Origin of the sequence: Mesorhizobium sp. M0062, from assembly GCF_040323125.1 — a bacterium.
In the GTDB taxonomy this organism is placed as follows: domain Bacteria; phylum Pseudomonadota; class Alphaproteobacteria; order Rhizobiales; family Rhizobiaceae; genus Mesorhizobium.
This window is the reverse complement of the sequence record NZ_JAMYUO010000009.1, coordinates 1-22,165: the sequence shown is the minus strand read 5'-3', so window position 1 is coordinate 22,165 and position 22,165 is coordinate 1. Positions and strand designations below refer to the sequence as shown.

Annotated in this window: 20 protein-coding genes and 2 tRNA genes; 14 read left to right on the top strand and 8 right to left on the bottom strand. The window is 61.0% G+C overall.

Annotated features, from left to right (window positions below):
* Nucleotides 1-6: 6 nt before the first annotated feature.
* Nucleotides 7-2,268 (top strand): bifunctional organomercurial lyase/mercury(II) reductase MerBA, encoded by a 2,262-nt coding sequence (merBA, locus tag NKJ64_RS13150; RefSeq protein WP_352462747.1) that lies wholly within the window; start codon nt 7-9, stop codon nt 2,266-2,268.
* Here merBA and NKJ64_RS13145 read toward each other — a convergent pair.
* Nucleotides 2,265-2,903 (bottom strand): recombinase family protein, encoded by a 639-nt coding sequence (locus NKJ64_RS13145; protein ID WP_352462746.1) that lies wholly within the window; start codon nt 2,901-2,903, stop codon nt 2,265-2,267. The two genes, merBA and NKJ64_RS13145, sit on opposite strands and share 4 nt — an antisense overlap.
* A 143-nt stretch (nt 2,904-3,046) precedes the next feature.
* Nucleotides 3,047-3,391 (bottom strand): hypothetical protein, encoded by a 345-nt coding sequence (locus tag NKJ64_RS13140; RefSeq protein ID WP_352462745.1) that lies wholly within the window; start codon nt 3,389-3,391, stop codon nt 3,047-3,049.
* A 214-nt stretch (nt 3,392-3,605) separates the two neighbouring features.
* Between NKJ64_RS13140 and NKJ64_RS13135 the strand changes: the two genes are divergently transcribed.
* The 3 genes from NKJ64_RS13135 (at nt 3,606) to NKJ64_RS13125 (ending at nt 4,636) form a co-directional block, all read left to right on the top strand.
* Entirely contained in the window at nt 3,606-3,839 is a 234-nt protein-coding gene (locus NKJ64_RS13135; protein WP_352462744.1) for a hypothetical protein, read from the top strand.
* 171 nt (nt 3,840-4,010) lie between these two features.
* Nucleotides 4,011-4,391 (top strand): response regulator, encoded by a 381-nt coding sequence (locus NKJ64_RS13130; RefSeq protein WP_352462743.1) that lies wholly within the window; start codon nt 4,011-4,013, stop codon nt 4,389-4,391.
* Nucleotides 4,388-4,636: a DUF982 domain-containing protein gene (locus NKJ64_RS13125; protein ID WP_352462742.1), complete on the top strand. Its 249-nt coding sequence runs from the start codon at nt 4,388-4,390 to the stop codon at nt 4,634-4,636. The genes NKJ64_RS13130 and NKJ64_RS13125 overlap by 4 nt, the downstream gene beginning before the upstream one ends.
* A 24-nt stretch (nt 4,637-4,660) precedes the next feature.
* Here NKJ64_RS13125 and NKJ64_RS13120 read toward each other — a convergent pair whose 3' ends face one another.
* The 4 genes from NKJ64_RS13120 to NKJ64_RS13105 form a co-directional block, all read right to left on the bottom strand.
* The gene (locus tag NKJ64_RS13120; protein WP_352462741.1) at nt 4,661-5,371 is read right to left on the bottom strand and encodes a nickel/cobalt transporter; all 711 of its coding nucleotides are present in this window, start codon (nt 5,369-5,371) and stop codon (nt 4,661-4,663) included.
* Between the two features lie 40 nt (nt 5,372-5,411).
* Nucleotides 5,412-6,455, bottom strand: a complete 1,044-nt coding sequence (locus tag NKJ64_RS13115) for a cation diffusion facilitator family transporter (RefSeq protein WP_502902865.1) — start codon at nt 6,453-6,455, stop codon at nt 5,412-5,414.
* Nucleotides 6,452-6,721, bottom strand: coding sequence for a metal-sensing transcriptional repressor (locus tag NKJ64_RS13110; RefSeq protein WP_352462740.1), 270 nt, complete (start codon nt 6,719-6,721; stop codon nt 6,452-6,454). The genes NKJ64_RS13115 and NKJ64_RS13110 overlap by 4 nt, the downstream gene beginning before the upstream one ends.
* A gap of 99 nt (nt 6,722-6,820) precedes the next feature.
* Nucleotides 6,821-7,483, bottom strand: coding sequence for a hypothetical protein (locus NKJ64_RS13105; RefSeq protein ID WP_352462739.1), 663 nt, complete (start codon nt 7,481-7,483; stop codon nt 6,821-6,823).
* Nucleotides 7,484-7,550: 67 nt separating this feature from the next.
* On the opposite strand from NKJ64_RS13105, the gene NKJ64_RS13100 reads away from it, so the two are divergent.
* Nucleotides 7,551-8,417 carry a DUF7946 domain-containing protein gene (locus NKJ64_RS13100; RefSeq protein ID WP_352462738.1) on the top strand — a complete coding sequence of 289 codons (867 nt, stop codon included), beginning with the start codon at nt 7,551-7,553 and terminating at the stop codon, nt 8,415-8,417.
* A 5-nt stretch (nt 8,418-8,422) separates the two neighbouring features.
* Here the strand turns inward: NKJ64_RS13100 and NKJ64_RS13095 are convergent, their stop codons facing one another.
* Together NKJ64_RS13095 and NKJ64_RS13090 are read right to left on the bottom strand one after the other, a co-directional pair.
* On the bottom strand, nt 8,423-9,838 hold the full coding sequence (locus NKJ64_RS13095; protein WP_352462737.1) for a tyrosine-type recombinase/integrase: 1,416 nt from the start codon (nt 9,836-9,838) through the stop codon (nt 8,423-8,425).
* Between the two features lie 92 nt (nt 9,839-9,930).
* Nucleotides 9,931-10,005 (bottom strand) — tRNA-Asn (locus NKJ64_RS13090).
* 231 nt (nt 10,006-10,236) lie between these two features.
* On the opposite strand from NKJ64_RS13090, the gene NKJ64_RS13085 reads away from it, so the two are divergent.
* From NKJ64_RS13085 to NKJ64_RS13045, 9 genes are all read left to right on the top strand, one after another.
* Complete coding sequence (locus tag NKJ64_RS13085) at nt 10,237-10,497, top strand: PGPGW domain-containing protein (RefSeq protein WP_027050334.1); 261 nt, start codon at nt 10,237-10,239, stop codon at nt 10,495-10,497.
* A 335-nt stretch (nt 10,498-10,832) separates the two neighbouring features.
* A tRNA-Cys gene (locus NKJ64_RS13080) sits at nt 10,833-10,906 on the top strand.
* Nucleotides 10,907-11,015: 109 nt separating this feature from the next.
* Nucleotides 11,016-11,690: a protein-L-isoaspartate O-methyltransferase family protein gene (locus NKJ64_RS13075; protein WP_352462736.1), complete on the top strand. Its 675-nt coding sequence runs from the start codon at nt 11,016-11,018 to the stop codon at nt 11,688-11,690.
* 185 nt (nt 11,691-11,875) lie between these two features.
* Entirely contained in the window at nt 11,876-13,261 is a 1,386-nt protein-coding gene (locus NKJ64_RS13070) for a TolC family outer membrane protein (protein ID WP_023710693.1), read from the top strand.
* Nucleotides 13,262-13,591: 330 nt separating this feature from the next.
* The gene (locus NKJ64_RS13065) at nt 13,592-14,467 is read left to right on the top strand and encodes a PopZ family protein (protein WP_023710692.1); all 876 of its coding nucleotides are present in this window, start codon (nt 13,592-13,594) and stop codon (nt 14,465-14,467) included.
* Between the two features lie 268 nt (nt 14,468-14,735).
* Nucleotides 14,736-17,519: a valine--tRNA ligase gene (locus NKJ64_RS13060; protein ID WP_352462735.1), complete on the top strand. Its 2,784-nt coding sequence runs from the start codon at nt 14,736-14,738 to the stop codon at nt 17,517-17,519.
* Between the two features lie 360 nt (nt 17,520-17,879).
* Nucleotides 17,880-19,094, top strand: coding sequence for an OmpP1/FadL family transporter (locus NKJ64_RS13055; protein WP_023829902.1), 1,215 nt, complete (start codon nt 17,880-17,882; stop codon nt 19,092-19,094).
* 289 nt (nt 19,095-19,383) lie between these two features.
* Nucleotides 19,384-21,108: a dihydroxy-acid dehydratase gene (gene ilvD / locus NKJ64_RS13050; RefSeq protein WP_023829903.1), complete on the top strand. Its 1,725-nt coding sequence runs from the start codon at nt 19,384-19,386 to the stop codon at nt 21,106-21,108.
* Complete coding sequence (locus NKJ64_RS13045) at nt 21,095-21,919, top strand: tetratricopeptide repeat protein (RefSeq protein WP_023667701.1); 825 nt, start codon at nt 21,095-21,097, stop codon at nt 21,917-21,919. The genes ilvD and NKJ64_RS13045 overlap by 14 nt, the downstream gene beginning before the upstream one ends.
* Nucleotides 21,920-22,165: the final 246 nt, after the last annotated feature.

The following is a 22,165-nucleotide window of genomic DNA, read 5'->3' as shown; positions in this document are numbered from 1 at the left end:
GAACTCATGAGCGACTGCTGCGCACCTAAGTCCCCCTCTGATGCTGGCTCAGCCGCCGCTCTGCCCAGTTTTGCTATACGACCCGGCGTGACGTTTCCCGATTGGTCGGTCGTGGCGTCCCCGGTGGTCCAGAGCGCGCTGACTGCGATGATCGGTTCGGATCATGTCCTTGACCGCTGGAGCGGCTACTCGGCCGCCGTGGATGGGGTACGCGCTGCACTGCTCCAGTTCTATGCCGACAATGGCAGGGCACCAACACCCGTCACTCTTGCAACGGAAGTCGGGTTGACCGAAGCAGCGTTGCAACCGCTACTCAATGAACTCAGTGAACGGGACCTTGTGGTTCTTGAAGGCGACCGGATCGTTGGCACTTATCCATTCACCGACCGAGACACCGGCCACCAAATCAAGCTGGATGGCCGTACTATCAACGCGATGTGCGCAGTCGATGCGCTCGGCGTCGGCGCAATGCTCGACCGAGATATTCAGATCACTTCCCGTTGCTGGCATTGCGGCTCGCCGATCAACGTCTCCACGCGAGACCACGGCCGGGCACTCGACGAGGTCAACCCTCGGCAAGCGGTGGTCTGGCTTAGCGTGCGCTACGAGGGCGGCTGTGCCGCAAATTCACTTTGTTCGACGACAGCCTTCTTCTGTAGCGACGACCACCTTGCAGCTTGGCGGAACCAACGGCCCGCCGATGAACCGGGATTTCGGCTTTCGATTATGGAGGCACTTGAGACTGGCCGGGCGATCTTTGGGCCAAGCCTGATCGGGCTACAGAAGGATCGCACCCAAGGCGATGCTGGCTCCCACAATGCCAATGTTGCCACCTCGAAAGTCACCACTGTCGGCCGTCGAGCCCCGAGGCGCGATGTCTATGACCTTGCCGTCATTGGGGCCGGCTCGGCTGGCTTCTCGGCAGCTATCACCGCCGCCGATCAAGGAGCGCAGGTGGCGCTCATTGGCAGTGGGACCATCGGAGGTACGTGCGTCAACATCGGCTGCGTGCCCTCAAAGACCCTTATCCGGGCTGCGGAGACGCTTCACAACGCACGCGCCGCCGCACGGTTTGCTGGCGTTACGGCTGAGGCTGTGATCACGGACTGGCGGGCGACAGTTCTTCAAAAGGACGATCTGGTCGGGCACTTGCGACAGACGAAGTACATAGACCTGCTGCCGGCCTACAACGGCATCGCCTATCGCGAGGGATCGGCGCGCCTCGTCCACGGCGGAGTGGATGTTGATGGCACGAGGATCGCGGCCGACCGGATCATCATCGCGACCGGGGCGCGGCCCACCGTCCCGAGCATCCCAGGTATTGAAGCTGTACCTTATCTCACCAGCACAACAGCCTTGGAGCTTCAGGAACTGCCGAGAACGCTGCTCGTCGTCGGCGGGGGCTACATCGGTGCCGAGCTGGCTCAGTTGTTCGCGCGGGCCGGTGTCAAGGTGACGCTCGTCTTTCGCTCACGACTGTTGCCCGAGGCCGAGCCTGAGATCAGCCGGGCGCTGACGGGATACTTTGAGGACGAGGGGATCAACGTCGTCTCCGGCGTAGCCTACCATTCGATCCGCACGACCGATGCCGGTGTTGCTCTGACTGTTGAGCGCGATGGCCGGAATGTGACACTCGACGCCGAGCAAGTTCTCGTCACCATCGGGCGCACACCCAACACCGAGGCGCTCGACCTCATCGACAACGGTGTCGCTGTTGCAGCAAACGGGGGCATTGCAGTTGACGACCGCATGCGCACCACCCGCCCCGGCACTTATGCCGCTGGCGACGTGACCGGCCACGATCAGTTCGTCTACATGGCCGCCTATGGCGCCAAGCTCGCTGCCAAGAACGCCCTCAACGGCGACAGCCTGCGGTACGACAATGCAGCGATGCCGGCCGTCGTGTTCAGCGATCCACAGGTCGCGAGTGTCGGTCTCACTGAAGCTGCCGCTCGCGCAGCCGGGCATGATGTGCGCGTCTCCAAGATTGCTCTTGACCAAGTGCCACGCGCACTGGCCGCACGCGATACCAGGGGGCTCATCAAGCTTGTCGCCGAAACCCGGACGGGCAAGCTGCTCGGGGCTCACATTCTGGCCCCTGAGGGCGCTGACAGCATCCAGACTGCCGTCTTAGCCATCACCTGCGGCCTAACCGTCCGGCAACTCGCAGACACGCTCTTCCCGTACCTGACCACAGTGGAGGGCTTGAAGCTCGCGGCGCTGTCGTTCGACAAGGACGTGGCGAAGCTGTCCTGCTGCGCAGGCTAAGGCACGGCATGCGCTTCGCTTGATGGCACAAGGCGCTTCGCCAGCTTCGCGAGCGTCGAGCGCGAGCAGCCTGTCGCTGCCACGATGGTGTTCCAGCTTTGCCCGCCCCGCAGCATGTCGAGGATCGCTTCGTTCCGCTTGGCGTCCTCAGGGCGACCCTTCATCTTCCCCTCTGCTTTCGCCTTGGCGATCCCCTGAGCCTGCCTGCGGCGACGGTCGTCATAATCCTTGCGGGCGATGGCGGCGAGCATGTCGAGCAGCATGCCATTGATCGCATCGAACATCCGCCCGGTGAAGGCGTCCTCTGTCCTCAGCATCATGTGCGACGTCGGCAGATCGAGCGCCACGACCTTCACCTCTCGGTCCTTGATCTCGCGCTTGAGCTGATCCCAGTCCTTATCCGAGAGCCGGCTCAGGCGGTCGACCTGTTCGGTGAGCAGGATGTCGCCGGGCTTGCTGTCCCTGAGCAACCGGAACAGCTCTGGCCTGTGCAGCCAAGCCCCGCTCTCGTTCTCCTCGTAGGTGGCGGCGATGGTCAGCCCCCGCTCCCGGCAGAACGCTTCAAGGTCCCCCCGGGCACGCCCCGCGTCCTGTTCCTTGGTCGAGGCTCTGAGGTAGGCTCGAATGAATGTCACAGCGCGCTCCAGTTCGGTTTGACTGGTTCGCTAATAAGTGGTTCGATTTGCCCGGTCAAGAGATATTTATCGAACCAACTCCGGGCCGGTTCGTGAAGGGCACACCCAATGATACCGACACGAATGTATATGGTGCCTGTTCGTTAGATGGTTCCCCCTTTTGGACGTGGCGCGTAGCTGGACCTCAACTTAACTACAGGCTGTGCCAAGCATTCACGGTACTCGTCGTCATCGTACTCGTGTTCATGTCGACAGCTGGCGGTCCTGCTCGTCGGGCTGCTATCGTCGAGACAAGCTGTGTAGTCGTTGTAGTTGTCGTGGAGCGCAAGGCAGAGAGCCGCCGCCTTCTCCTGCACAAGTCCGACTTCCACGATGCACCGGGCGCGTAGTTCGGCCACCCTTTTGAGGTCGGGAAGCAATATCGGCTGTTCGAAGTCGACACCGACTGCCTGTGCAGCTTCAATTTGGCAGGCGTACACTTCAGCCATCGTTTGCTTCCAGTAGGATGGATCGCTCTGTCCGCACCCGCTTAGAAGCACTGTGATGAGAATAAGTGCATTTCGCATGAAGACGGGACCCCCTTTTGCCTATCATAGGCGGCGTCCCTAATGTGAGACCAGAGGGGTGGCAAGGGGGGTCGGCGCGCGTGCCACTTATCCGATCACCCGCTCGCATTTTTGTACCAAATATTCGCAACCCCTAATGATCGACCTATATGATCCCCTCATGGCAACTCTGCGGTACGACGTAAGGCGGGAACACGACGGGACGTTGACGGTGTTCGACGTCTTCACCGGGCAGCCGGCTATTGTAGCGGGCCACCCATCTGTCGACCTTCCCGACACGGAGTACGCCGAAGAGCTGGCGGACATTCTGAATGCCAACGACCTGAAGCAGAGGCTGTCCCACGGGAGGTTTCCAGGAGGGTTCGCCTGATAGCACTCAGGTGCCGCGCTGGGCCTCAAATCAACGCTGTCTCTCAGCGAAAAAAGCTCTTGACAATGCATCTAAGTGGACGTTGATAACCTATTCGTCGCCGGCCGAGGGTATAGGCGCTGGCGAGTGGGAAGGGTCTTCAACCTCCTGCCCCTCACGAGGGTTATGACGATGGGCAGCCAATCGGTGTTGTCGGTTGTCGTTTTGGAAGACGAGCCGCTAATTGCGCTCGACGTTGAAGACACATTGTGTGATGCCGGCTTCAATGTCTTGGCAGTCCTGCCATCTTGCTCTCAGGCTCTTGAGTGGCTGCAATCAAATTCCCCCGATGTAGCCGTCCTTGATATCGAGCTGAATGATGGAAGTTGCGAGGACATAGCCAGGCTCCTTTATGGGCGGGATATCCCGTTTGTTGTCCATTCGGGAAGCGCGTTCGATCCTCGCTACCACGACAGGATCTTTCAAAAGGGAACTTGGGTATCAAAGCCAGGTGCGGACGGTGATGTTACTAATGCAGTGGCCGCTTGTGTCAGAAGACGGTCCGCCGCATGACGGTTATGGCACTCAATTGGTTCAACCCTCCGGTCCCTGTAAGCGCCGAACGCGCCGGCATGACGCACAATGTCGAGGCGGCCTCCGAAGCCCTCCTTGAGTGGACCAAACGTGGCCCTAAGTGGAACCTCGCGGTGCGCGTCTGCATGGCCTGCCTGGCTGACCAAGCGACAGCTCAGGAAGCCCGCAAGGCGTTCCGAGCCGCTGCCAAGGAGGAGGGTTTGTTGCGGCTCGAAGCGTCATAGTTGGCCTTAGACGGACAACCGCCCTTAGGCAGCGATTTGCCAGACCGCTACGCCCGCGAGGAGCAGCCCAGCCAATCCCTCTACCCCGCGTGAGATCGCCTCGAATACCCGAGGGCTCCTGTCGAAGAAGTGCATCAGCCGCTGACGGAACAAAACTGATAGGATCGCGACACAGGATAGGGTTAGCGCGACCCCCAACATCATGGTGATGGCGAATAGAATGCCTGCTCCAGGAACCCCCCGGGAGATGGCGAAGGTCATGACGAATAGCGTGAGCGGGCATGGGATCAATCCTGCCATTACACCCACAACCTTGCCTTCATGATGGTGGTGATGGCCGTGGCGAACCGCACGCCATAACATCCAGATGCCGATAAGGCCGAGTAGACCACGGCTGATGTCTTCGAGAAGCGGGGCGCGGCCAACGCTGCCGAGCGCAATGGAGACAAGGGGCAAGGAGAGAACCGCGATCAAAACCGCAATAGTGATGTGCGTGAACGACAGCGTGAGCGACACCAGGAGGCCACGAGACACCGACGCATCTGACCCGGCAAGGTAGGTAGCAAGGACGGCTTTGCTGTGTCCCGGCGTCAAGGCGTGAGCTGCCCCGAACACGACGCCCATTGGGAGGAAGGCCATGAACGCCAACCAGTCGCCTCCCGTCTGGAGCAGCTTTATCTGCTCGGCCAGGGCCAGATAAATCGTTCGCTGGTATTCGACGAGCGAATGAAGCATCGGCTCAATGTACCAGAAATAGCATCGTCGAACGTGACCCTCAGTGGTCGTGCCGGTGAGGTGTCCCATCTCCGTGACTGTGGTCGTGCGGATGTGGATGGCTGAGGCCCGCCGGTTCCACTGAGAAGCGAATGTTTGCGGCAGCGAGGGCTGGCATGTGTTCCAACATCTCTTGCTCAAGGGCGCCAGCGATCCTACTCGCCGCCGAAAGCGGAAGGGACTGGTCGACGTTGATCGCCACATCTGCGTGGAGTTTGTGCCCTATCCATCTCGCCTTCGCTTCGACGATTTGGGCTCCGGGCACGTGCGCGGCTGCATGATGGATGTCATCGATTACGCCGGGCTCAATGCCGTCGAGCATACGGGTGAGAACCGAGCGGGCCGACTGCCAGACAATCCCCAAGATTGCCACGGTGATCAAAAGCCCGATGATTGGGTCGGCGAGGGGAAAGCCAAGCCACACACCAAAGGCGCCGACCACAACGGCAAGGCTTGTCAGTCCATCCGTGCGAGCATGGTAGCCGTCCGCGATCAGCGCCGCACTATTGATCTCACGGCCCACCCTGATGCGGAACACAGCCACGGCCTCGTTGCCAAGGAACCCCACGATACCGGCCGCTGCCAGCCAGCCAAGGTGCGTCACAGCTTGAGGATGGATTAGCCGGTCAATGGCTTGGTACCCGGCGACTATCGCGCTGAAGAGGATGATAAGAACAATGATGATCCCCGCGAGGTCTTCGACACGACCAAGGCCGTAGGTGAACGTCTTGGTGGGCACTCGTCGTGCCAATATGAACGCGATCCAGAGCGGTATCGCGGTCGTGGCATCACCCACGTTGTGGATTGTATCTGCGAGCAGCGCCACACTGCCTGACAGCACCACGACGCAAATCTGCAAAAGGGCGGTGACTGCAAGTATGACGAACGACCACTTGATCGCCCAAATGCCGCGATCAGTTGTGGCGATGGTCGCGTCAATGACGCCATGGGTATGGCCATGCGAGGAATGGTCGTGACCGTGCGCGCTATGGTCATGAGAGCCAAAGCCAAACCAGTCGAGAATGCGTGCGCCGATGCCGTTCATAGGTACTTGGCCAGTTGCTTGAGTTCGGCAAGGCTGTCATGGGCGCTGCCGGGTTCAGCCGTGTCGGTCAGACAATGCTCGATGTGGTCGTGGATCAGCTCACGCTTTGCGCTGCTAATCGCGCTCTCGACGGCGTGCAACTGCTGGGCAAGGTCGACACAGGGACGCTGCGCCTCGAACATGGACAGAACAGCCGAGAGGTGCCCTTGGGCGCGCTTGAGGCGTTTGACGATGGCGGGGTGCGAGGTATGTAAGCTATCGGACATGCCGCCACCCGTATCCCCCCAGGGAGGATAGGGTCAAGGGATTTCTGCTTCCCGTCGGGCACGTCGCCGCCAACGAGACCGTGGTCGCTCCATCACTAATCAGGCCTGCGGATCAAGCTGCGTAGCGTCGTCGCTCAAACCGCTCAAAACGCCGCCCGTCAAAGTCGGACGTAGCTGGAAATGGACCAGCCCGCGCCGCTCTTCGGGATCGAACCCAGCGCGGCGGATCGCGCCAAAGATGCGGGCCTCGACCCAATTCGCACCTTCCTTCAGCAGATCAAGCGAGTTTCGGCCCTCGAAGGGGCCCCCTTTCATCAACAGCACGGGCTTGGCATCATCGTCGGCCAGCGAGAGCAGCGAGAGCCGAGTAGCTCGGAAGGTGCCGTCGGGCTTTATCCATTGCTCGTAAGCGCGCCACTGGTATTCGTGGATGACGTTGTCACGTTCCTGCCGAAGGAAATCCCAAAAGATCGCGTGATCTTCCCTCTGGTCTTTGATGGCATTCCACTCGGCCGTGATCTCATTTCTGATACGCGGAGAAAGGCACGATTTAGCGTCGACCCGGAACAAATCGATCGCCGTCCTAAGGACCGCGCAGGTGCCGATCCAGATGACCTTCCACTCCGACAGCAGGAACGTCGCCTCTGCAAGCCGTTCGTCAAGGTGACGGATGCCGCTGCGGCCGTCGGACAGCGCGCGGTAAGAGGAGAGGAAATACTTCACGGGCACATAGCTGTTCGCGTACTTCGTCGGGACTGTCATCTGCCTCTTGGCCTTTTGACTTTCGTGTTCATTTGTTCTTCATTTCCACTTTGGGAGTGAGGGCACCATGCAAGTTGGAAAGGTTGATCCGATCCGGATCAAGTTCGAAGGATTGGATGCGGACAAACACATCGTTGAACTTGAACCGCTTGCTCTTTCACTTCGTGGCGCCTCAAAGCTCATAGCGTCTGGTGGCCAGGTGGCGCTCACTGGACGTTATTCAAAGCGCGAGATAGGCAATTCTGTAAAGGTCTATGCACTGCCTCCACAGCCTGGGTCATATGACATCTGGGTATTGGTTCAGGCTGGGCTTGGATTGGCAGCGGCGGTGACCGTTCCGCTACTCCCTTACATCGATGTTGCAATCAGAACAGCGGCGACCAAGGCCACTGAAGCCTTGGTAAATGCGACGATCGCCCGTTGGGCCAACAAACCCAAAGAAATGGACGCTGCTAACAAGGTTGCAGTCAGGGCTTTGGAGGAGATGGGGCACACCTCACGAGCCGCTATTCAGATGGCGGAACGGCTGGCGCTGTCAAATTATGCAGCCGTGAAGATGTTGGTCAACCCAATCGGAACATCCGCTCAAACCCTTCAAGTCGGCCACTCGGAAAGCGGTGCCTTTCTGGTGACGGAGACCGATCGCGTTGAGATAGAGAAAGTCGAGCCGATAGAGATAGGGGCTGAGCAGGTGATGACGGTGATCATCTCCGAACTCGATTTGGTCACCAAGACCTGCAAGGTCTCTGTCGTTGGCGACGATCAGCCAAACCGCCGTGTTTCTGGGCAAATCACCGACCCCGTGCTTGGGGTTCCGAACAATCCATATTCCACTGCCTTCGATGGACAAGCTCAGATAGCTGTGAGGTGCAAACCGCAGTACTCAGAGGGCGAGATTGATCGCGTCTTCATCTCCGATACGGTGCAAAAGTAGCACCGTCACGAAGTCGACTTGTTCGCAGTGGCGAGCGCCTTCTCAAGCGCCCGTCTGGCCATCTCAAGCCGCGCTTCGTCGCCCCCATAATCCTCCCCAACGCTGCCGGAGGAGTGCCCAAGGACGATGTCTTGGTCTGACTTGGTGACACCGGCCAGTCGCAGTCGGTCTTTCATCAGGTGGCGAAGGGAATGAGTGGTGGCCTTAGGGTCAGACACGCAGGCGCGGACATGCTTGCCGAGGGCAGCGGAGGCTGACGCGGGGCCACGGGGCCGGCCATAGGCAGGGAACAGCATTGTGGCTTTGCCGGCGGCTTTGACGGCTTCTTTTGCGGCCTCAAGAGCGTCGCCAATCAGAGGAACGTTGCGCCGCGACACCTTATTCTTGATACGACGGTCGTCATGCCACTCGACCGTGATGTGCGGAATGGCGTCATCGAGGTAAACGTCCGCTACACGAAGGCCCGACACCTCGGCGAGGCGGCACCCGGTTCCATTTAGAATTGTCCAAATGTGTCGAAGGTCCGTCTTGGCCTGGTAGGCAATGCGGGCGGTTATGCCTGCAACCTCGTCCAGGGTGAATGGCCGCCGCTTATCCTTATCGGGCTCTGCCCTGTCCTTCGGCGCAGCTTCCAAGTTCATAAAGGGGTTGGTGGCGCCGGCTAAGTCAAATTCCCTTATGGCATGGTTGATGACCGCGCGGACCACGTTCAGGTAGCGGTCAACGGAAGACGCTTTGCGCCCATCGAGCATGTGATCGCGAACGTCCTTGGCGTCCTCACGCTTGAGGCTTGCCAGCTTGCGGTCTTTGCCAAGTGCCTCCACGACGAGCTTGAAGACCCGCTCAAGCTCCATCTGCTTCGTCTCGTCGTCCCCAACTCGCTCCTTAAGATAGAGCCTCTTGGCGTCCTCAAGGGTCGGGGCTGGCGTACCCGATGAGTTCAGCAGCAGCGCGCGCGCCAATGCGGTGTCTGCCTCACTCGCGAGGAAATCGGGGAGGGGGCTGTCATCATCGTCGTCGTCGTCATCCTCGACGCTGTCGAAATCTGGAACGTACTTGCGGACAAGCGTCTCGACGGCCTTCATTCTGGCCTGCCAGTCCGTGTCATGTTCGATTTCGTTAAGAGACGGGAAGTCACGGTCCTGGCGGAAGCCCATCTTACAGGCAGCGGCTATACCGTCGCGAAATAGACCCCATTCCGTGGGGGCAGGCCCATTGGCGCGCTTGATCGCGTCGGCCAAGAGTTTCTCAGCCTCAGCGTGAACTCTCGGATATTTCCTGAGCGCCTCCTGCTCGGTGGCCCCAAGCGGCACGAGGTGTTCTCGCTTGCCCAAAACGGTCCGAAGCTCTTCAGGGATTTTGCGCCTGTAGCGCCATCCGGCTTTGCCGCGTTTCTGTATGTGCTTCACGTCAATCTTCATGCTCAGGGTACCCCGCAGTGTATCGCGCGGTGTATCTCTGGGGAAGCGGAAACCCTTGCAATCCTTGGGTTTCAAGACATTTCTGGTGATAGTGGCTCCCCGGGCCGGATTCGAACCAGCGACCAACCGGTTAACAGCCGGTTGCTCTACCACTGAGCTACCGGGGAATAGAGGCTCTCATGTGAGTGGCGCAGCCTATAGCAAACCCTTTTCGGCTTTGCAAAGAAGCATTTCGCATTTTTTAGCGCATTTTCACCCAATGGTTTCTGGCAATCGCCGGATGACACCACATATGAGCCGTCTTGGGCGCCGTCGGACCTTGGTCGGCGGAACCTGAAAGGCGATTGCAGCCTTTAGCGCATATGGCTTTATCGAAGGCAACCGGATCGACTTTCGACATGACTGCAGCAGACGAAAACCAGGCACCGGCGCGGAAAATCTCGGTGTTCGGGCGCGAGTTCACCATGCCGCGCTCGCGCGGGCTGAGGATCGCCATCGGTATCGTGCTGGTGTTTTTCGGCCTTCTCGGTTTCCTGCCGATTCTCGGCTTCTGGATGATTCCGCTCGGCCTTTTGGTGCTTTCCTACGAATTTGCCGCGGTGCGCCGCCTGCGGCGCCGGTTCGTCGTCTGGTGGGAACGGCGTCGCCGGCCAAATTGAAAGCGATGGCGCGCGGTCCCGGTTCAGTGGACGCTTCGCTTCCAGCCCCCCGCAGACCTTCCCCTCGAATATCTCCTTGAGAACGGCAGCCCCTGGTGTCAGCCGCGCGTTTACGGTGAAAGCCAGTTTGCACCCGCTGCGTAAAGCTGCGGGTTCGAGTTTCGCCGGTCGCGCAGCCATGCTTGAGGAGCGGCCAATATGCCGGTGCGCCAAGCGCTGAAATCGCTCGGGAACCACGTTGCGGCGGCTGATGAGGAAAGCGCGCCGGAATGCCGCGCGGACGCTTGACGACCTTTCGCTGCCACCATATTGAGTTCGCTCGCCGGGAGCGATGAGGCCTCGTGGCGGAGTGGTTACGCAGAGGACTGCAAATCCTTGCACCCCGGTTCGATTCCGGGCGAGGCCTCCAATCGCTTCAACTCCCGCATGCCGGGGGCTTGAGTTCCGGTCGAATGCGCCGCAGTGTCGGCGCGACAAGCGCATTTCAGCGCATTGGCTTTTGACGGATTGGTTGGGACATGAGCGCTGATTTCTCCGAACTTCGCGTCAAGATGGTCGACGGCCAGGTACGCACCACCGATGTGACCGACGCAGCGTTGCTCGACGCCATGCTTGCCGTGCCGCGCGAGGCCTTTGTCGGGGCCGGCCAACAGGCTCTCGCCTATATTGACGAGGATATCCGCATCTCCGACGGCGCCGATGGCAGCGGTGCGCGCTACCTCATGGAGCCGTCGCCACTGGCCAAGCTTTTGCAGTTGGCCGAGATCGACGCCGGCGATTCGGTGCTCGATGTCGGCTGCGGCACCGGTTATTCCGCGGCGCTGCTGTCCAGGCTGGCCAAATCCGTCGTGGCGCTGGAAAGCGATACCACACTGGCGGAAGCAGCCAAAGCGGCGCTTTCGGCGCAGGGCTGCGATAACGTCACCGTGGTCACCGGCCCACTGCCGCAAGGTCATGTCGCCAAGGCGCCCTACAATGTGATTCTCATCGGCGGCAGCGTCGAGAAAGTGCCTGCGGCGCTGCTTGACCAGCTTGCCGAAGGCGGCCGGCTGGTGGCTGTGGAAGGGCAGGGCAATGCGGGCGTAGCCCGGCTCTTTTTCAATGCAGGGGGGGTTGTAACCGGAAGACGGGCATTTAATGCGGCAATTAAGCCACTACCCGGATTTGAACGCATTCATGCCTTCGAGTTCTAAGTGATTTTGCCTTGCAGCAAAGACTCTGTCATGTTGGCTTGCGATTGAACAATCGTTGCTGATTGGTTAACCGGGGTTTCGGGAGGCTGTCAGCGGGGGAACGATACATCGACGCGGCGCTGGCCGATCCCTAGGGATGGGCTGGCGTGGCGTGGTTCCCGTGCAAAACGAATGAGGGATATAAAGTGCCGTCCTTAGCCAAGAGTCTGTTTGTTACTGTCCTCATTTCCGCGACAGCGCTTTCGCCGATAGCCGCCTCGGCGGAAACCATTCTCGGCGCGCTTTCCAAGGCCTACCAGAACAATTCCTCGCTGAATTCGGCCCGTGCCGGCGTGCGCGTCACCGATGAGGGCGTGGCGATCGCCAAGTCGGGCTATCGCCCGGTGATCACTGGTTCGGCTGATATCGATTACACCTCCAGGCACCTAAACGGCAGGAACGCGAGCCTGGCATTGACCACCGGCAGCTTCGGCGTTCGGATTGATCAGACGCTGTTCGACGGCTTCCAGACCAAGAACAGGGTCGCGTCGGCCGCTGCACAGGTGAGGGCCTCGGTCGAGGGCCTGCGCAACACCGAAGAGAACACGCTGTTCAACGCGGCGAGCGCCTATATGGACGTGATTCGCGACCGCCAGGTGGCGGTGCTGACCGAACAGAACCTGCAGTTTCTGACCGAGCAAGCGCGCGCGGCGCGCTCGCGCTTCGAGGTCGGCGAGGGCACGCGCACCGATGTGGCGCAGGCCGACGCGTCGCGTTCGGCCGCGGTGGCGCAGTTGAGTGCCGCCCGTGCGCAGGCTCTGGCCAGTGCGGCAACCTATCATCAGATCGTCGGCGACGAGCCGGGCAAGCTCAAGGCCGCGTCGCCGTTGGCGAAGCTGTTGCCGAGGAGTCTCGAGGCGGCGATCGGCATTGCATCGAACGAGCATCCGGCCATCCTGGCCGCCCTACATTCCGTCGATGCAGCCGGATTTGATGTAAAGACGCAGGAGGGTGCGTTGCTGCCGCAGTTGACTGCCAGTGCCGGCCTTTCCCATGCCTATCAAAATACCGTACCTAGCGCGGGGGATTCGGACGGCGATTCCAATGCCGCCACCGTCGGCGCGACGCTGACCGTTCCGATCTATTCGGGCGGCCGTACCTCCGCACTCGTTCGTCAGTCGAAGGAATCGCTCAGCCAAGCTCGCATCGAGGTGGATGTCAGCCGTGACTCGGTGCGCCAGGCCGTGACCTCGGCATGGACGCAATACATCGCAGCGCGTGAAAGCGTCGACGCTAATCGGCAGGTGATCGCGGCCGCACAGTTGGCGCTCAACGGCGTCATCGAGGAGCGCAATGTCGGACAGCGCACCACGCTCGACGTGTTGAATGCCCAGAACGCCGTCATCTCGGCAAAGATCGACCTCGCCAGCTCCGAGCGCGATGTGGTTGTAGCGAGCTACGCCATCCTGTCGGCCATGGGCCGCCTGTCGGCCGATCGCCTGGCGTTGAATGTGGTGAAGTACAAGCCTGAAGAGCACTACAGAGCCGTCAAGGACAAATGGATCGGGCTGCGTACGCCGGACGGTCGTTGATCGCGACTGAGCGGTTCAAATCCCGCCAAGATTGAAAGTATCGTAGCGCCGCGCTTCCCAAGGATGCGCGGCGTTTGTCTTTTGTAGCCTAAATTGTTGAAATCCGGCGTCTTCCGAGATTGGGGATTCTCGGATGGCGATCCGTCGGCTACGCTGTCGCCATGATTCGTATCCGGCTTTGCCGGACAGGAATCCAGGAACGGGTCACTACAGCGCCACGCGTCCGATGGATGCGCAAAGGAGGCTGTAGAACTTTGATTTTGCGCCTGATCCTCTTCGAAAATCGAAGATCGATTTTCGGGATCATGCGCGGGGGCGGCGGATGTGACGATGGCGACGGCAAGCAGCGCACAGCGCGAACCTTCCATGGAAGAAATACTGGCTTCCATCAGGAGGATCATCGAAGACAGCGACACCGGCCGCAAGGGCGACGCCGATGAGTTGCGGCAGGACCTTGTGCCGGCCGCCGGGCCTGTTTCGGATGTCGAGGCCTTCCGCAGCGAATTGCACAGCTCGACCGAAAGCAAGAAGCCGGTGACGCTGGCCGAGGTGCAGGCCCAACTAGCCGAGCCGGTGGTTGCGCGGCTGGAGCCGCGCTCCGAGCCGTCGCCAGTGAAGCCGGCCATTGCGGCAAATGCCACGACCGCCGCGCCACCCGCGCATGCTCCGATGACCCTGGCGGAAGTGAGCGCCAGGATAGCCAGTGAACCTGCCCCCGCCGTCGGGGCAGAAGCTGCAGTGCGGGCAAAGACGGAAACCACCGACTCGATCGTCACGGATTGGCGCCGCGAAATCGCGGCCGTTGGCAATCAGGCAAAACCGGCTGACACAGTACGGCGGCCCGAGATCAGGCAGCCGGAGACTGAAAATCGGCAGGCAGCAATCGCGGAGGTCGAGGCTTTCGAAGACGATCTCGCTGCCGAGCCGGCTTTCGAGCCTCGTCCTTCGCGCAGCGAGCACGCGCGCCCGGCCGATACAACCCCGGCCCGTCCGGCGATCGTTTCGGAACATACGGGACGGCAGGTCGCAGCCGCCTTCGGCGAGCTCTCCGACGCCTTCGCCAGCCGCAGCAAGAAGACCTTCGACGAGATGGCCGAGGAGATGCTGCGGCCGATGCTGCAGGATTGGCTGGACAACAACCTGCCGACGCTGGTCGAGCGCCTGGTACGCGAAGAAATCGAGCGCGTCGCGCGCGGCGCGCAATAGGCATCACCACAGCCCGTTCCGGATTAAAGCGCCGCCTTCGGGCGGCGCTTTCTCGCTGCAGGCCAGCGTCCGGCTGATGTCGCGAATGCGATCAGCTTCCCGTCGGGATCGCTGACGATGAAGGTGCGGGCATGGCCTTCCCGTTGAAATGACCAGGGCCCCGCCTATTTGCGTTGAAGGACTGAGGCAGCCCTCGCGGTTGACTTGGCCAAAACCTTCCGATTTACACCGGGTCAGCAAAACTCCCGACCGCGCGGACCACTTTCCCATGCTTGAAAAGACCTACGACGCCAAGACCGTCGAGCCCAAGATCGCCAAAATCTGGGAAGAGGCGGACGCATTTCGCGCCGGCGCCGGCGCCGAGGAGGGGGCGGAGGCCTTCACCATCGTCATCCCGCCGCCCAACGTCACCGGCTCGCTGCATATGGGCCACGCACTCAACAACACGCTACAGGACATACTCGTGCGCTTCGAGCGCATGCGCGGCAAGAACGTGCTGTGGCAGCCCGGCATGGACCATGCCGGCATCGCCACGCAGATGGTGGTCGAACGCCAGCTGATGGAAAAGCAGATACATCGCCGCGATCTCACCCGCGAACAGTTCATCGACAAGGTCTGGGAGTGGAAGGCCGAGTCCGGCGGCGCCATTTTCAACCAGCTGAAGCGGCTCGGCGCCTCGGCCGACTGGTCGCGCGAACGCTTTACCATGGATGAAGGCCTGTCCAAGGCCGTGCTCGAAGTATTCGTCAGCCTCTACAAGGAAGGGCTGATCTACAAGGACAAGCGCCTTGTGAACTGGGACCCGAAGCTGTTGACGGCGATCTCCGACCTGGAGGTCGAGCCCCAGGAGATCAACGGCAATCTCTGGCACTTCCGCTATCCGATCGAAGGCGAGACTTTCGATCCGGAAAATTCGGCGACCTTCATTACGGTGGCGACGACACGGCCCGAGACGATGCTTGGCGATTCGGCGGTCGCCGTGCACCCGGACGACGAGCGCTACCGGCATCTGGTCGGCAAGAATGTCGTGTTGCCGATCGTCGGCCGGAAAATTCCGGTTGTGGCTGACGAGTATTCCGACCCGGAAAAGGGTTCCGGCGCGGTCAAGATCACGCCGGCGCACGACTTCAACGATTTCGAGGTCGGCAAGCGCCACAAGCTGCCGGCGATCAACATCCTGACCATCGAGGCGGCAATAACGCTCAGGGATAATGAAGATTTTCTCGCCGGGCTCGACGTGACGCCGGAGCGTCAGGCCGTCTGGGACGAGCTCGACGGTCTCGACCGTTTCGTCGCGCGCAAGAAAATCGTCGAGCTGATGGAGACCGGCGGCTTCCTCGACAAGATCGAGCCGCACCGCCACGCCGTGCCGCATGGCGACCGCGGCGGCGTGCCGATCGAGCCGTTTCTGACCGAGCAGTGGTATGCAAACGCCGCCGAGCTCGCCAAGCCGGCGATCGCATCGGTGCGTGAAGGCCGTACCAACTTCGTGCCGAAGAACTGGGAAAAGACCTATTTTGACTGGATGGAGAACATTCAGCCCTGGTGTATTTCACGCCAGCTGTGGTGGGGTCACCAGATCCCGGCCTGGTACGGGCCGGACGGCCGGGTCTTCGTCGAGAAGACCGAGGAAGAGGCGCTGGGCGCCGCGATCGAATATTATCTGGCGCTGGAAGGTCCATGGAAGGCCTGGGTCGAGGACAAGCTCGAGACCTTCAAGCCGGGCGAGATCCTGACCCGCGACGAGGACGTGCTCGACACCTGGTTCTCGTCTGCACTGTGGCCGTTCTCAACGCTGGGCTGGCCGGATCACACGCCGGAGCTCAAGACCTATTACCAGACCGACGTGCTGGTGACCGGTTTCGACATCATCTTCTTCTGGGTCGCGCGAATGATGATGATGGGCCTGCATTTCATGCACGAGGAGCCGTTCCACACCGTCTATGTGCACGCGCTGGTGCGCGACAAGAACGGGCAGAAGATGTCGAAGTCGAAAGGCAACGTCATCGATCCGCTCGATCTCATCGACGAGTTTGGCGCCGACGCACTGCGCTTCACGCTGACGGTGATGGCGGCGCAGGGGCGCGACGTGAAGCTCGATCCGGCGCGCATCGCCGGCTACCGCAATTTCGGCACCAAGCTGTGGAACGCGACACGCTTTGCCGAGATGAACGAGGTCGCGCGCAATGACGATTTCTGGCTGAACGACGCCAAGCTGCCGGTCAACCGCTGGATCCTGACCGAGCTGACCAGGGCGTCGCGCGCTATCACCGAGGGCATCACCGGCTACCGCTTCAACGAGGCGGCCGGCGCCGCCTACCGCTTCGTCTGGAACCTGTTCTGCGACTGGTACCTGGAACTGCTGAAGCCGGTGTTCATGGGCGCGGACGAAGCTGCCAAGGCCGAAAGCCGGGCCTGCGTCGCCTTCGTGCTCGACGAGATCTACAAGCTGCTTCACCCGATGATGCCGTTCATGACCGAGGAGTTGTGGGCGCAGACGGCGGGCGAGGGCCGGACGCGCGCAACGCTGCTTTGCCACGCCGCCTGGCCGTCGCCCGACTTCGAGGACGCGGACGCGGCCGCCGACATCAACTGGCTGGTCGATCTGGTCTCCGGCATCCGCTCCGTGCGCTCCGAAATGAACGTGCCGCCGGCGGCGATCGCACCGTTGGTGGTGGTTGGCGCCAGCGTCGAGACCCAGCAGAGGCTCGACCGCCATGCGTCCGCCATCAAGCGGCTGGCGCGGGTCGGCGATATCTCGCTGGAGGACGCGGCACCCAAGGGCTCGGCCCAGATCGTGGTCAACGAGGCGACGATCTGCCTGCCGCTCGGCAGCCTGATCGATCTCTCCGCCGAGGCGGCGCGGCTGCAGAAAGAACTGGCCAAGGTGACCGAGGAAATCGCGCGGTTGCACAAGAAGCTGTCGAATGAACGGTTCGTCGCCAGCGCGCCGGAAGAGATCGTCGCGGCCGAGCGCGAAAAACTCGACGAATACCGCGATCAGCAGGAGAAGCTTTCGGTGGCGTTGACTAGGGTGCGCGACGCTGGTTGAGCGCTGGATTCGCAAGGCGCCGGCAAGTGCTTGGCGGCGGTTCTTTTGCTCGAACAACAGGCATTCCGTAAGGTTAATATTGACGTAAACGGAAAGTTTCAGCCCCATTGTTGCCATAATGTAACAATCGGGCCAAATAGCTCCGAAAGGGCTTGTTTTTGAGCTTTTTGTGACGGGTTTCACAGAATTCTTTCGCTGATCTGCCCCCGGAAAGCCGTTTTTCGGCCTTGCTTCGGAACCAGCCGCTGTGCCGGAAAGGCAGCCGGCTCAGGTGTACATGTACGCTATGTGAATTCATTGTTGCGCCGTTAACCCGAATTGGTTCTAGCTTGACCCACTAGTATTTCGGGGAGGATATCCATGAACAATCTGCGTTTTAAAGCACTGCTGGGGGCGGGGTGTTTTTCGCTGGGCTTGATCGGTTCCGTACATGCCGGCGGCATCGAGCGCGGTGGCTACGACATCGACCTTCTGTTCGATCCGGCGCGCTTCGCCACCGAAGCCGAGGCGACCTACGTGATGCCTGAGCGCAAGCTCAAGAATGCCGTCGACGGCAACGCGACGCTCAACTTCAAAAGCACAGCTGATGACAGCGAAGGCTACTGGGTGCCGCGCATAGGCTTCAAGGCCGAGGTGGTTAAAGACGTCGACTGCATGGCTGACTATTCGCAGCCTTGGGGCGCGCATACGAATCCTGGCATCTGGAACGGCTCTTTCTCCAACATCGAAACCGATATCAAGAGCAATAATTACGCAGCCACCTGCTCCTACAAAATGGATGCCGGCAAGGGCCAGCTACGTTTTATCGGCGGTGTCTTTTACCAAGAAGTCTATGGTTTCAAGGAAAGCTTCATCACGCCGCTGGCGCCTGGCGCCGTTGGCCGCGTTGACCTAAAGGGTACCGGCTGGGGCTGGCGCGCCGGCCTTGCTTATGAGATCCCCGAAATCGCGCTGCGTGCCAGCCTCGTTTATAACTCGCAGGTCAAGTTGGACAATCTTGAGGGTGCGCTCGACCTATCGCAAGTCGCCCAGGGTAAACCTGACATCTACGGTTCCGCGTCTATGCCGGATTCGGTGGAATTGAAGCTTCAGTCAGGCATCGCGCCTGGCTGGCTCGCTTTCGGCTCGATCAAATGGGTCAACTGGAGTGTGCTGCAGAGCATTCCGATCTGCTCGCAAGCAACCAAGGGCCTTGCACCTTGCACGACGATTTCCCCATTTCCAGTTAGGCTAACCTCGCTCGACCTGATGTACCGCGATGGCTGGACGGTGACCTCCGGCATCGGCCACAAGTTCAATGAGCAGTGGAGTGGTGCCGCCCAGCTATCTTGGGATCGCGGCACGTCGCACGGTGTTGGCTCGCAGACCGATACCTGGACGCTCGGTGGCGGCGTCGCTTACACGCCAACCGCCAACATCGAAGTGCGGTTGGCCGGCGCGGTTGGTGTACTGACCAGTGGTCACTCAGGCACGTTGACTGACGAGAATGGCTATGAGGCCGGTACCGACGTCAGCTACGACTTCGGCAACGATCTGGTCACGGCAATTTCGGGCGGCGTCAAGATCAAGTTCTAAGGCTCTGAAAATTATAACGAAAGGCCGGGTATAGCCCGGCCTTTTTGTTTTGTGGGTGGACCATCGAGCGATGACGGAAAACTTGGTGTTGCAAATCCGTCGCATCACTTTCACCTCTCGCAATTGTGACGTTTTGGCAACAGTTCCCGACCAACCCCCGCGCTACAGCCTCGCCCGAAGAAATTGCCCATTTCCCGCCATAAACCCGGCGCACCTCGAATTCGTCTCGGGACACGCGCCACAAGGCTCGGCGATGAGGCAGGCCGCACCGCCCGCGGCAAGGAAGAGAATGGACGCCAAAGTCATTTCCAAGGCTAAGCTCCCTAGCCGCCATGTGACCGTCGGTCCGGCGCGTGCGCCGCACCGTTCGTATCTCTATGCCATGGGCCTGTCTGCCGCCGAGATCGGGCAGCCGCTGGTCGGCGTTGCTTCCTGCTGGAATGAAGCGGCACCTTGCAACATCTCGCTGATGCGCCAGGCGCAAGTGGTCAAGAAAGGTGTGGCGGCCGCAAACGGCACGCCGCGCGAATTCTGCACCATCACCGTCACCGACGGCATCGCCATGGGGCACCAGGGCATGAAGTCGTCGCTGGTGTCGCGCGATGTCATTGCCGATTCGGTCGAACTCACCATGCGGGGCCATTGCTACGATGCGCTGGTCGGCCTTGCCGGCTGCGACAAGTCGCTGCCCGGCATGATGATGGCCATGGTGCGGCTCAACGTGCCGTCGATCTTCATCTATGGCGGCTCGATCCTGCCGGGCTCTTATCGCGGCCGCCAGATCACCGTGCAGGACGTGTTCGAGGCGGTCGGCCAGCATTCGGTCGGCACGGTCAGTGATGCCGAACTGCTCGAGATCGAGCAGGCGGCGTGTCCTTCCGCCGGCTCCTGCGGGGCCCAGTTCACCGCCAACACCATGGCCACCGTCGCCGAGGCCATCGGCCTGGCGCTGCCGTACTCCTGCGGCGCGCCGGCGCCTTACGAGATGCGCGACCGCTTCAATTTCGCCTCGGGCGAAAAGATCATGGATCTGATCGCCAAGAACATCCGTCCGCGCGACATCGTCACGCTGAAGGCGCTGGAGAATGCGGCAACCGTGGTCTCGGCCACCGGCGGCTCGACCAATGCGGCTTTGCACCTGCCGGCGATCGCTCATGAGGCAGGCATCAAGTTCGACCTGTTCGACGTTGCCGCGATTTTCGAGAAGACGCCCTACATCGCCGACCTCAAGCCGGGCGGCAAATATGTCGCCAAGGACATGTTCGAGGCCGGCGGCATTCCGCTGTTGATGAAGACGCTGCTCGACCACGGCTATCTCCATGGCGACTGCATGACCGTGACTGGCCGTACTTTGGCCGAAAACATGGAGCATGTTGCCTGGAATGATAGCCAGGATGTGGTCCGTCCCGCCAACCGACCAATCACCCAAACCGGCGGTGTCGTGGGCTTGAAGGGCAACCTTGCCCCCGAAGGCGCGATCGTGAAGGTCGCGGGCATGACGGAGCTGAAATTCTCAGGTCCGGCACGGTGTTTCGATTCGGAAGAGGAATGTTTCGAGGCGGTCACGCACCGCAACTACCGGGAAGGCGAGGTTCTCGTCATCCGTTACGAAGGTCCGCGCGGCGGCCCGGGCATGCGCGAGATGCTGTCGACGACGGCGGCGCTCTACGGCCAGGGCATGGGCGGCAAGGTCGCCCTCATCACCGACGGTCGTTTTTCGGGCGCGACGCGCGGTTTCTGCATCGGCCATGTCGGGCCCGAAGCTGCCGTTGGCGGCCCGATCGGGCTCTTGAAAGACGGCGATGTGATCTCGATCGATGCAACCAAAGGCACGATCGCGGTCGACCTGTCCGAGGCCGAACTGGCAACGCGGGCGAAGGCCTGGAAGGCGCGCACGACCGACTATCAGTCGGGCGCGATCTGGAAATACGCACAGACGGTAGGGCCTGCCCGCCACGGCGCGGTCACCCATCCGGGCGGTGCCAAAGAAACACATTGCTATGCGGATATCTGAGTTGTTGAGGTCGTCTGTCCTTCCGGCACTGGTCGCTGTTGCGATCTTTGGCGCCGTGGGCCAGGCCATGGCCTTCGACGACAAGGTGTTCGACGACAAGACCGGCGTGAAGCCGCAATCGAGCCCATGGGCCGTGTTCCAGTTCGGCTTCTCCGCCTACAAGAGCGGCCATAAGGAACAGGCGGTCGAGGCCTATAAATACGCCGCCGAGAACGGCCAGATCGGCGCCACCTGGAAGCTCGCGCGCATGTACGCCGAAGGCGACGGCGTGACGCGCGACGACTATGCGGCCTTCAAATTCTTCTCCGAGATCGTCGATCAGGATGTCGAGCCGGGATCGCCGGAGGAAAGCTATGTCTCCGACGCGCTGGTGGCGCTGGGCGACTATCTCCGGACAGGCATCCCCGGCAGCCCGGTCGAGGAAAACGAGGTCGCGGCGCAGGAATATTACATGCGCGCGGCCGCCAATTACCGCAACCCGAACGCCCAGTTCGAGATGGGCCAGATGTTCCTGAAGGGCGAGGGCGGCGTCAAGGCCAGCGTCAAGCAGGCCGGCCGCTGGTTCCAACTCGCCGCCGAAAAAGGCCATGCCGGCGCCCAGGCGACTCTCGGCAATCTTCTGTTCCAGAGCGGCAAGATCGTGCGCGGGCTGGCCATGATGACCGCCGCGCTCGAACGCGCCTCGCCGAGCGACCAGCCGTGGATCCGCGGCATGCAGGAAGAGGCATTTGCCGCCGCCGGCGAAGCCGACCGTCGCACTGCCATTTCGCTTGCCGACGACATCCTGACCAAGGGCGGCGGCGACCAGTGAAATTGCCAATCTCCCCCCTTGAGGGCATAGGCGCTAAGATAGGTATTGCCTTGCGGAATCGGGTGTGATTCTACACTGCGATGACACACGAATCGCTTGTTGACGACGGCTGGGCCGAGACGATTGAGCTTCTCGGCGGCGAAGATTTGCTCACGCAGAGCGCCCGCGAGACGAAGGCGTTCCTGCGCCCGCGCGGCGTCAGGTCGGCGAGCGACCTGTTGCGCCTGACACTGGCTTACTGCCTTG

Bases quoted from the DNA above. Each gene is read 5' to 3' on its own strand.
- merBA (WP_352462747.1), top strand. From the start codon at position 7: ATGAGCGACTGCTGCGCACCTAAGTCCCCCTCTGATGCTGGCTCAGCC.
- NKJ64_RS13140 (WP_352462745.1), bottom strand. From the start codon at position 3,391: ATGGCTGAAGTGTACGCCTGCCAAATTGAAGCTGCACAGGCAGTCGGT.
- NKJ64_RS13135 (WP_352462744.1), top strand. From the start codon at position 3,606: ATGATCGACCTATATGATCCCCTCATGGCAACTCTGCGGTACGACGTA.
- NKJ64_RS13130 (WP_352462743.1), top strand. From the start codon at position 4,011: ATGGGCAGCCAATCGGTGTTGTCGGTTGTCGTTTTGGAAGACGAGCCG.
- NKJ64_RS13125 (WP_352462742.1), top strand. From the start codon at position 4,388: ATGACGGTTATGGCACTCAATTGGTTCAACCCTCCGGTCCCTGTAAGC.
- NKJ64_RS13120 (WP_352462741.1), bottom strand. From the start codon at position 5,371: ATGCTTCATTCGCTCGTCGAATACCAGCGAACGATTTATCTGGCCCTG.
- NKJ64_RS13115 (WP_502902865.1), bottom strand. From the start codon at position 6,455: ATGAACGGCATCGGCGCACGCATTCTCGACTGGTTTGGCTTTGGCTCT.
- NKJ64_RS13110 (WP_352462740.1), bottom strand. From the start codon at position 6,721: ATGTCCGATAGCTTACATACCTCGCACCCCGCCATCGTCAAACGCCTC.
- NKJ64_RS13105 (WP_352462739.1), bottom strand. From the start codon at position 7,483: ATGACAGTCCCGACGAAGTACGCGAACAGCTATGTGCCCGTGAAGTAT.
- NKJ64_RS13100 (WP_352462738.1), top strand. From the start codon at position 7,551: ATGCAAGTTGGAAAGGTTGATCCGATCCGGATCAAGTTCGAAGGATTG.
- NKJ64_RS13095 (WP_352462737.1), bottom strand. From the start codon at position 9,838: ATGAAGATTGACGTGAAGCACATACAGAAACGCGGCAAAGCCGGATGG.
- NKJ64_RS13085 (WP_027050334.1), top strand. From the start codon at position 10,237: ATGACTGCAGCAGACGAAAACCAGGCACCGGCGCGGAAAATCTCGGTG.
- NKJ64_RS13075 (WP_352462736.1), top strand. From the start codon at position 11,016: ATGAGCGCTGATTTCTCCGAACTTCGCGTCAAGATGGTCGACGGCCAG.
- NKJ64_RS13065 (WP_023710692.1), top strand. From the start codon at position 13,592: ATGGCGACGGCAAGCAGCGCACAGCGCGAACCTTCCATGGAAGAAATA.
- NKJ64_RS13060 (WP_352462735.1), top strand. From the start codon at position 14,736: ATGCTTGAAAAGACCTACGACGCCAAGACCGTCGAGCCCAAGATCGCC.
- NKJ64_RS13055 (WP_023829902.1), top strand. From the start codon at position 17,880: ATGAACAATCTGCGTTTTAAAGCACTGCTGGGGGCGGGGTGTTTTTCG.
- ilvD (WP_023829903.1), top strand. From the start codon at position 19,384: ATGGACGCCAAAGTCATTTCCAAGGCTAAGCTCCCTAGCCGCCATGTG.
- NKJ64_RS13045 (WP_023667701.1), top strand. From the start codon at position 21,095: ATGCGGATATCTGAGTTGTTGAGGTCGTCTGTCCTTCCGGCACTGGTC.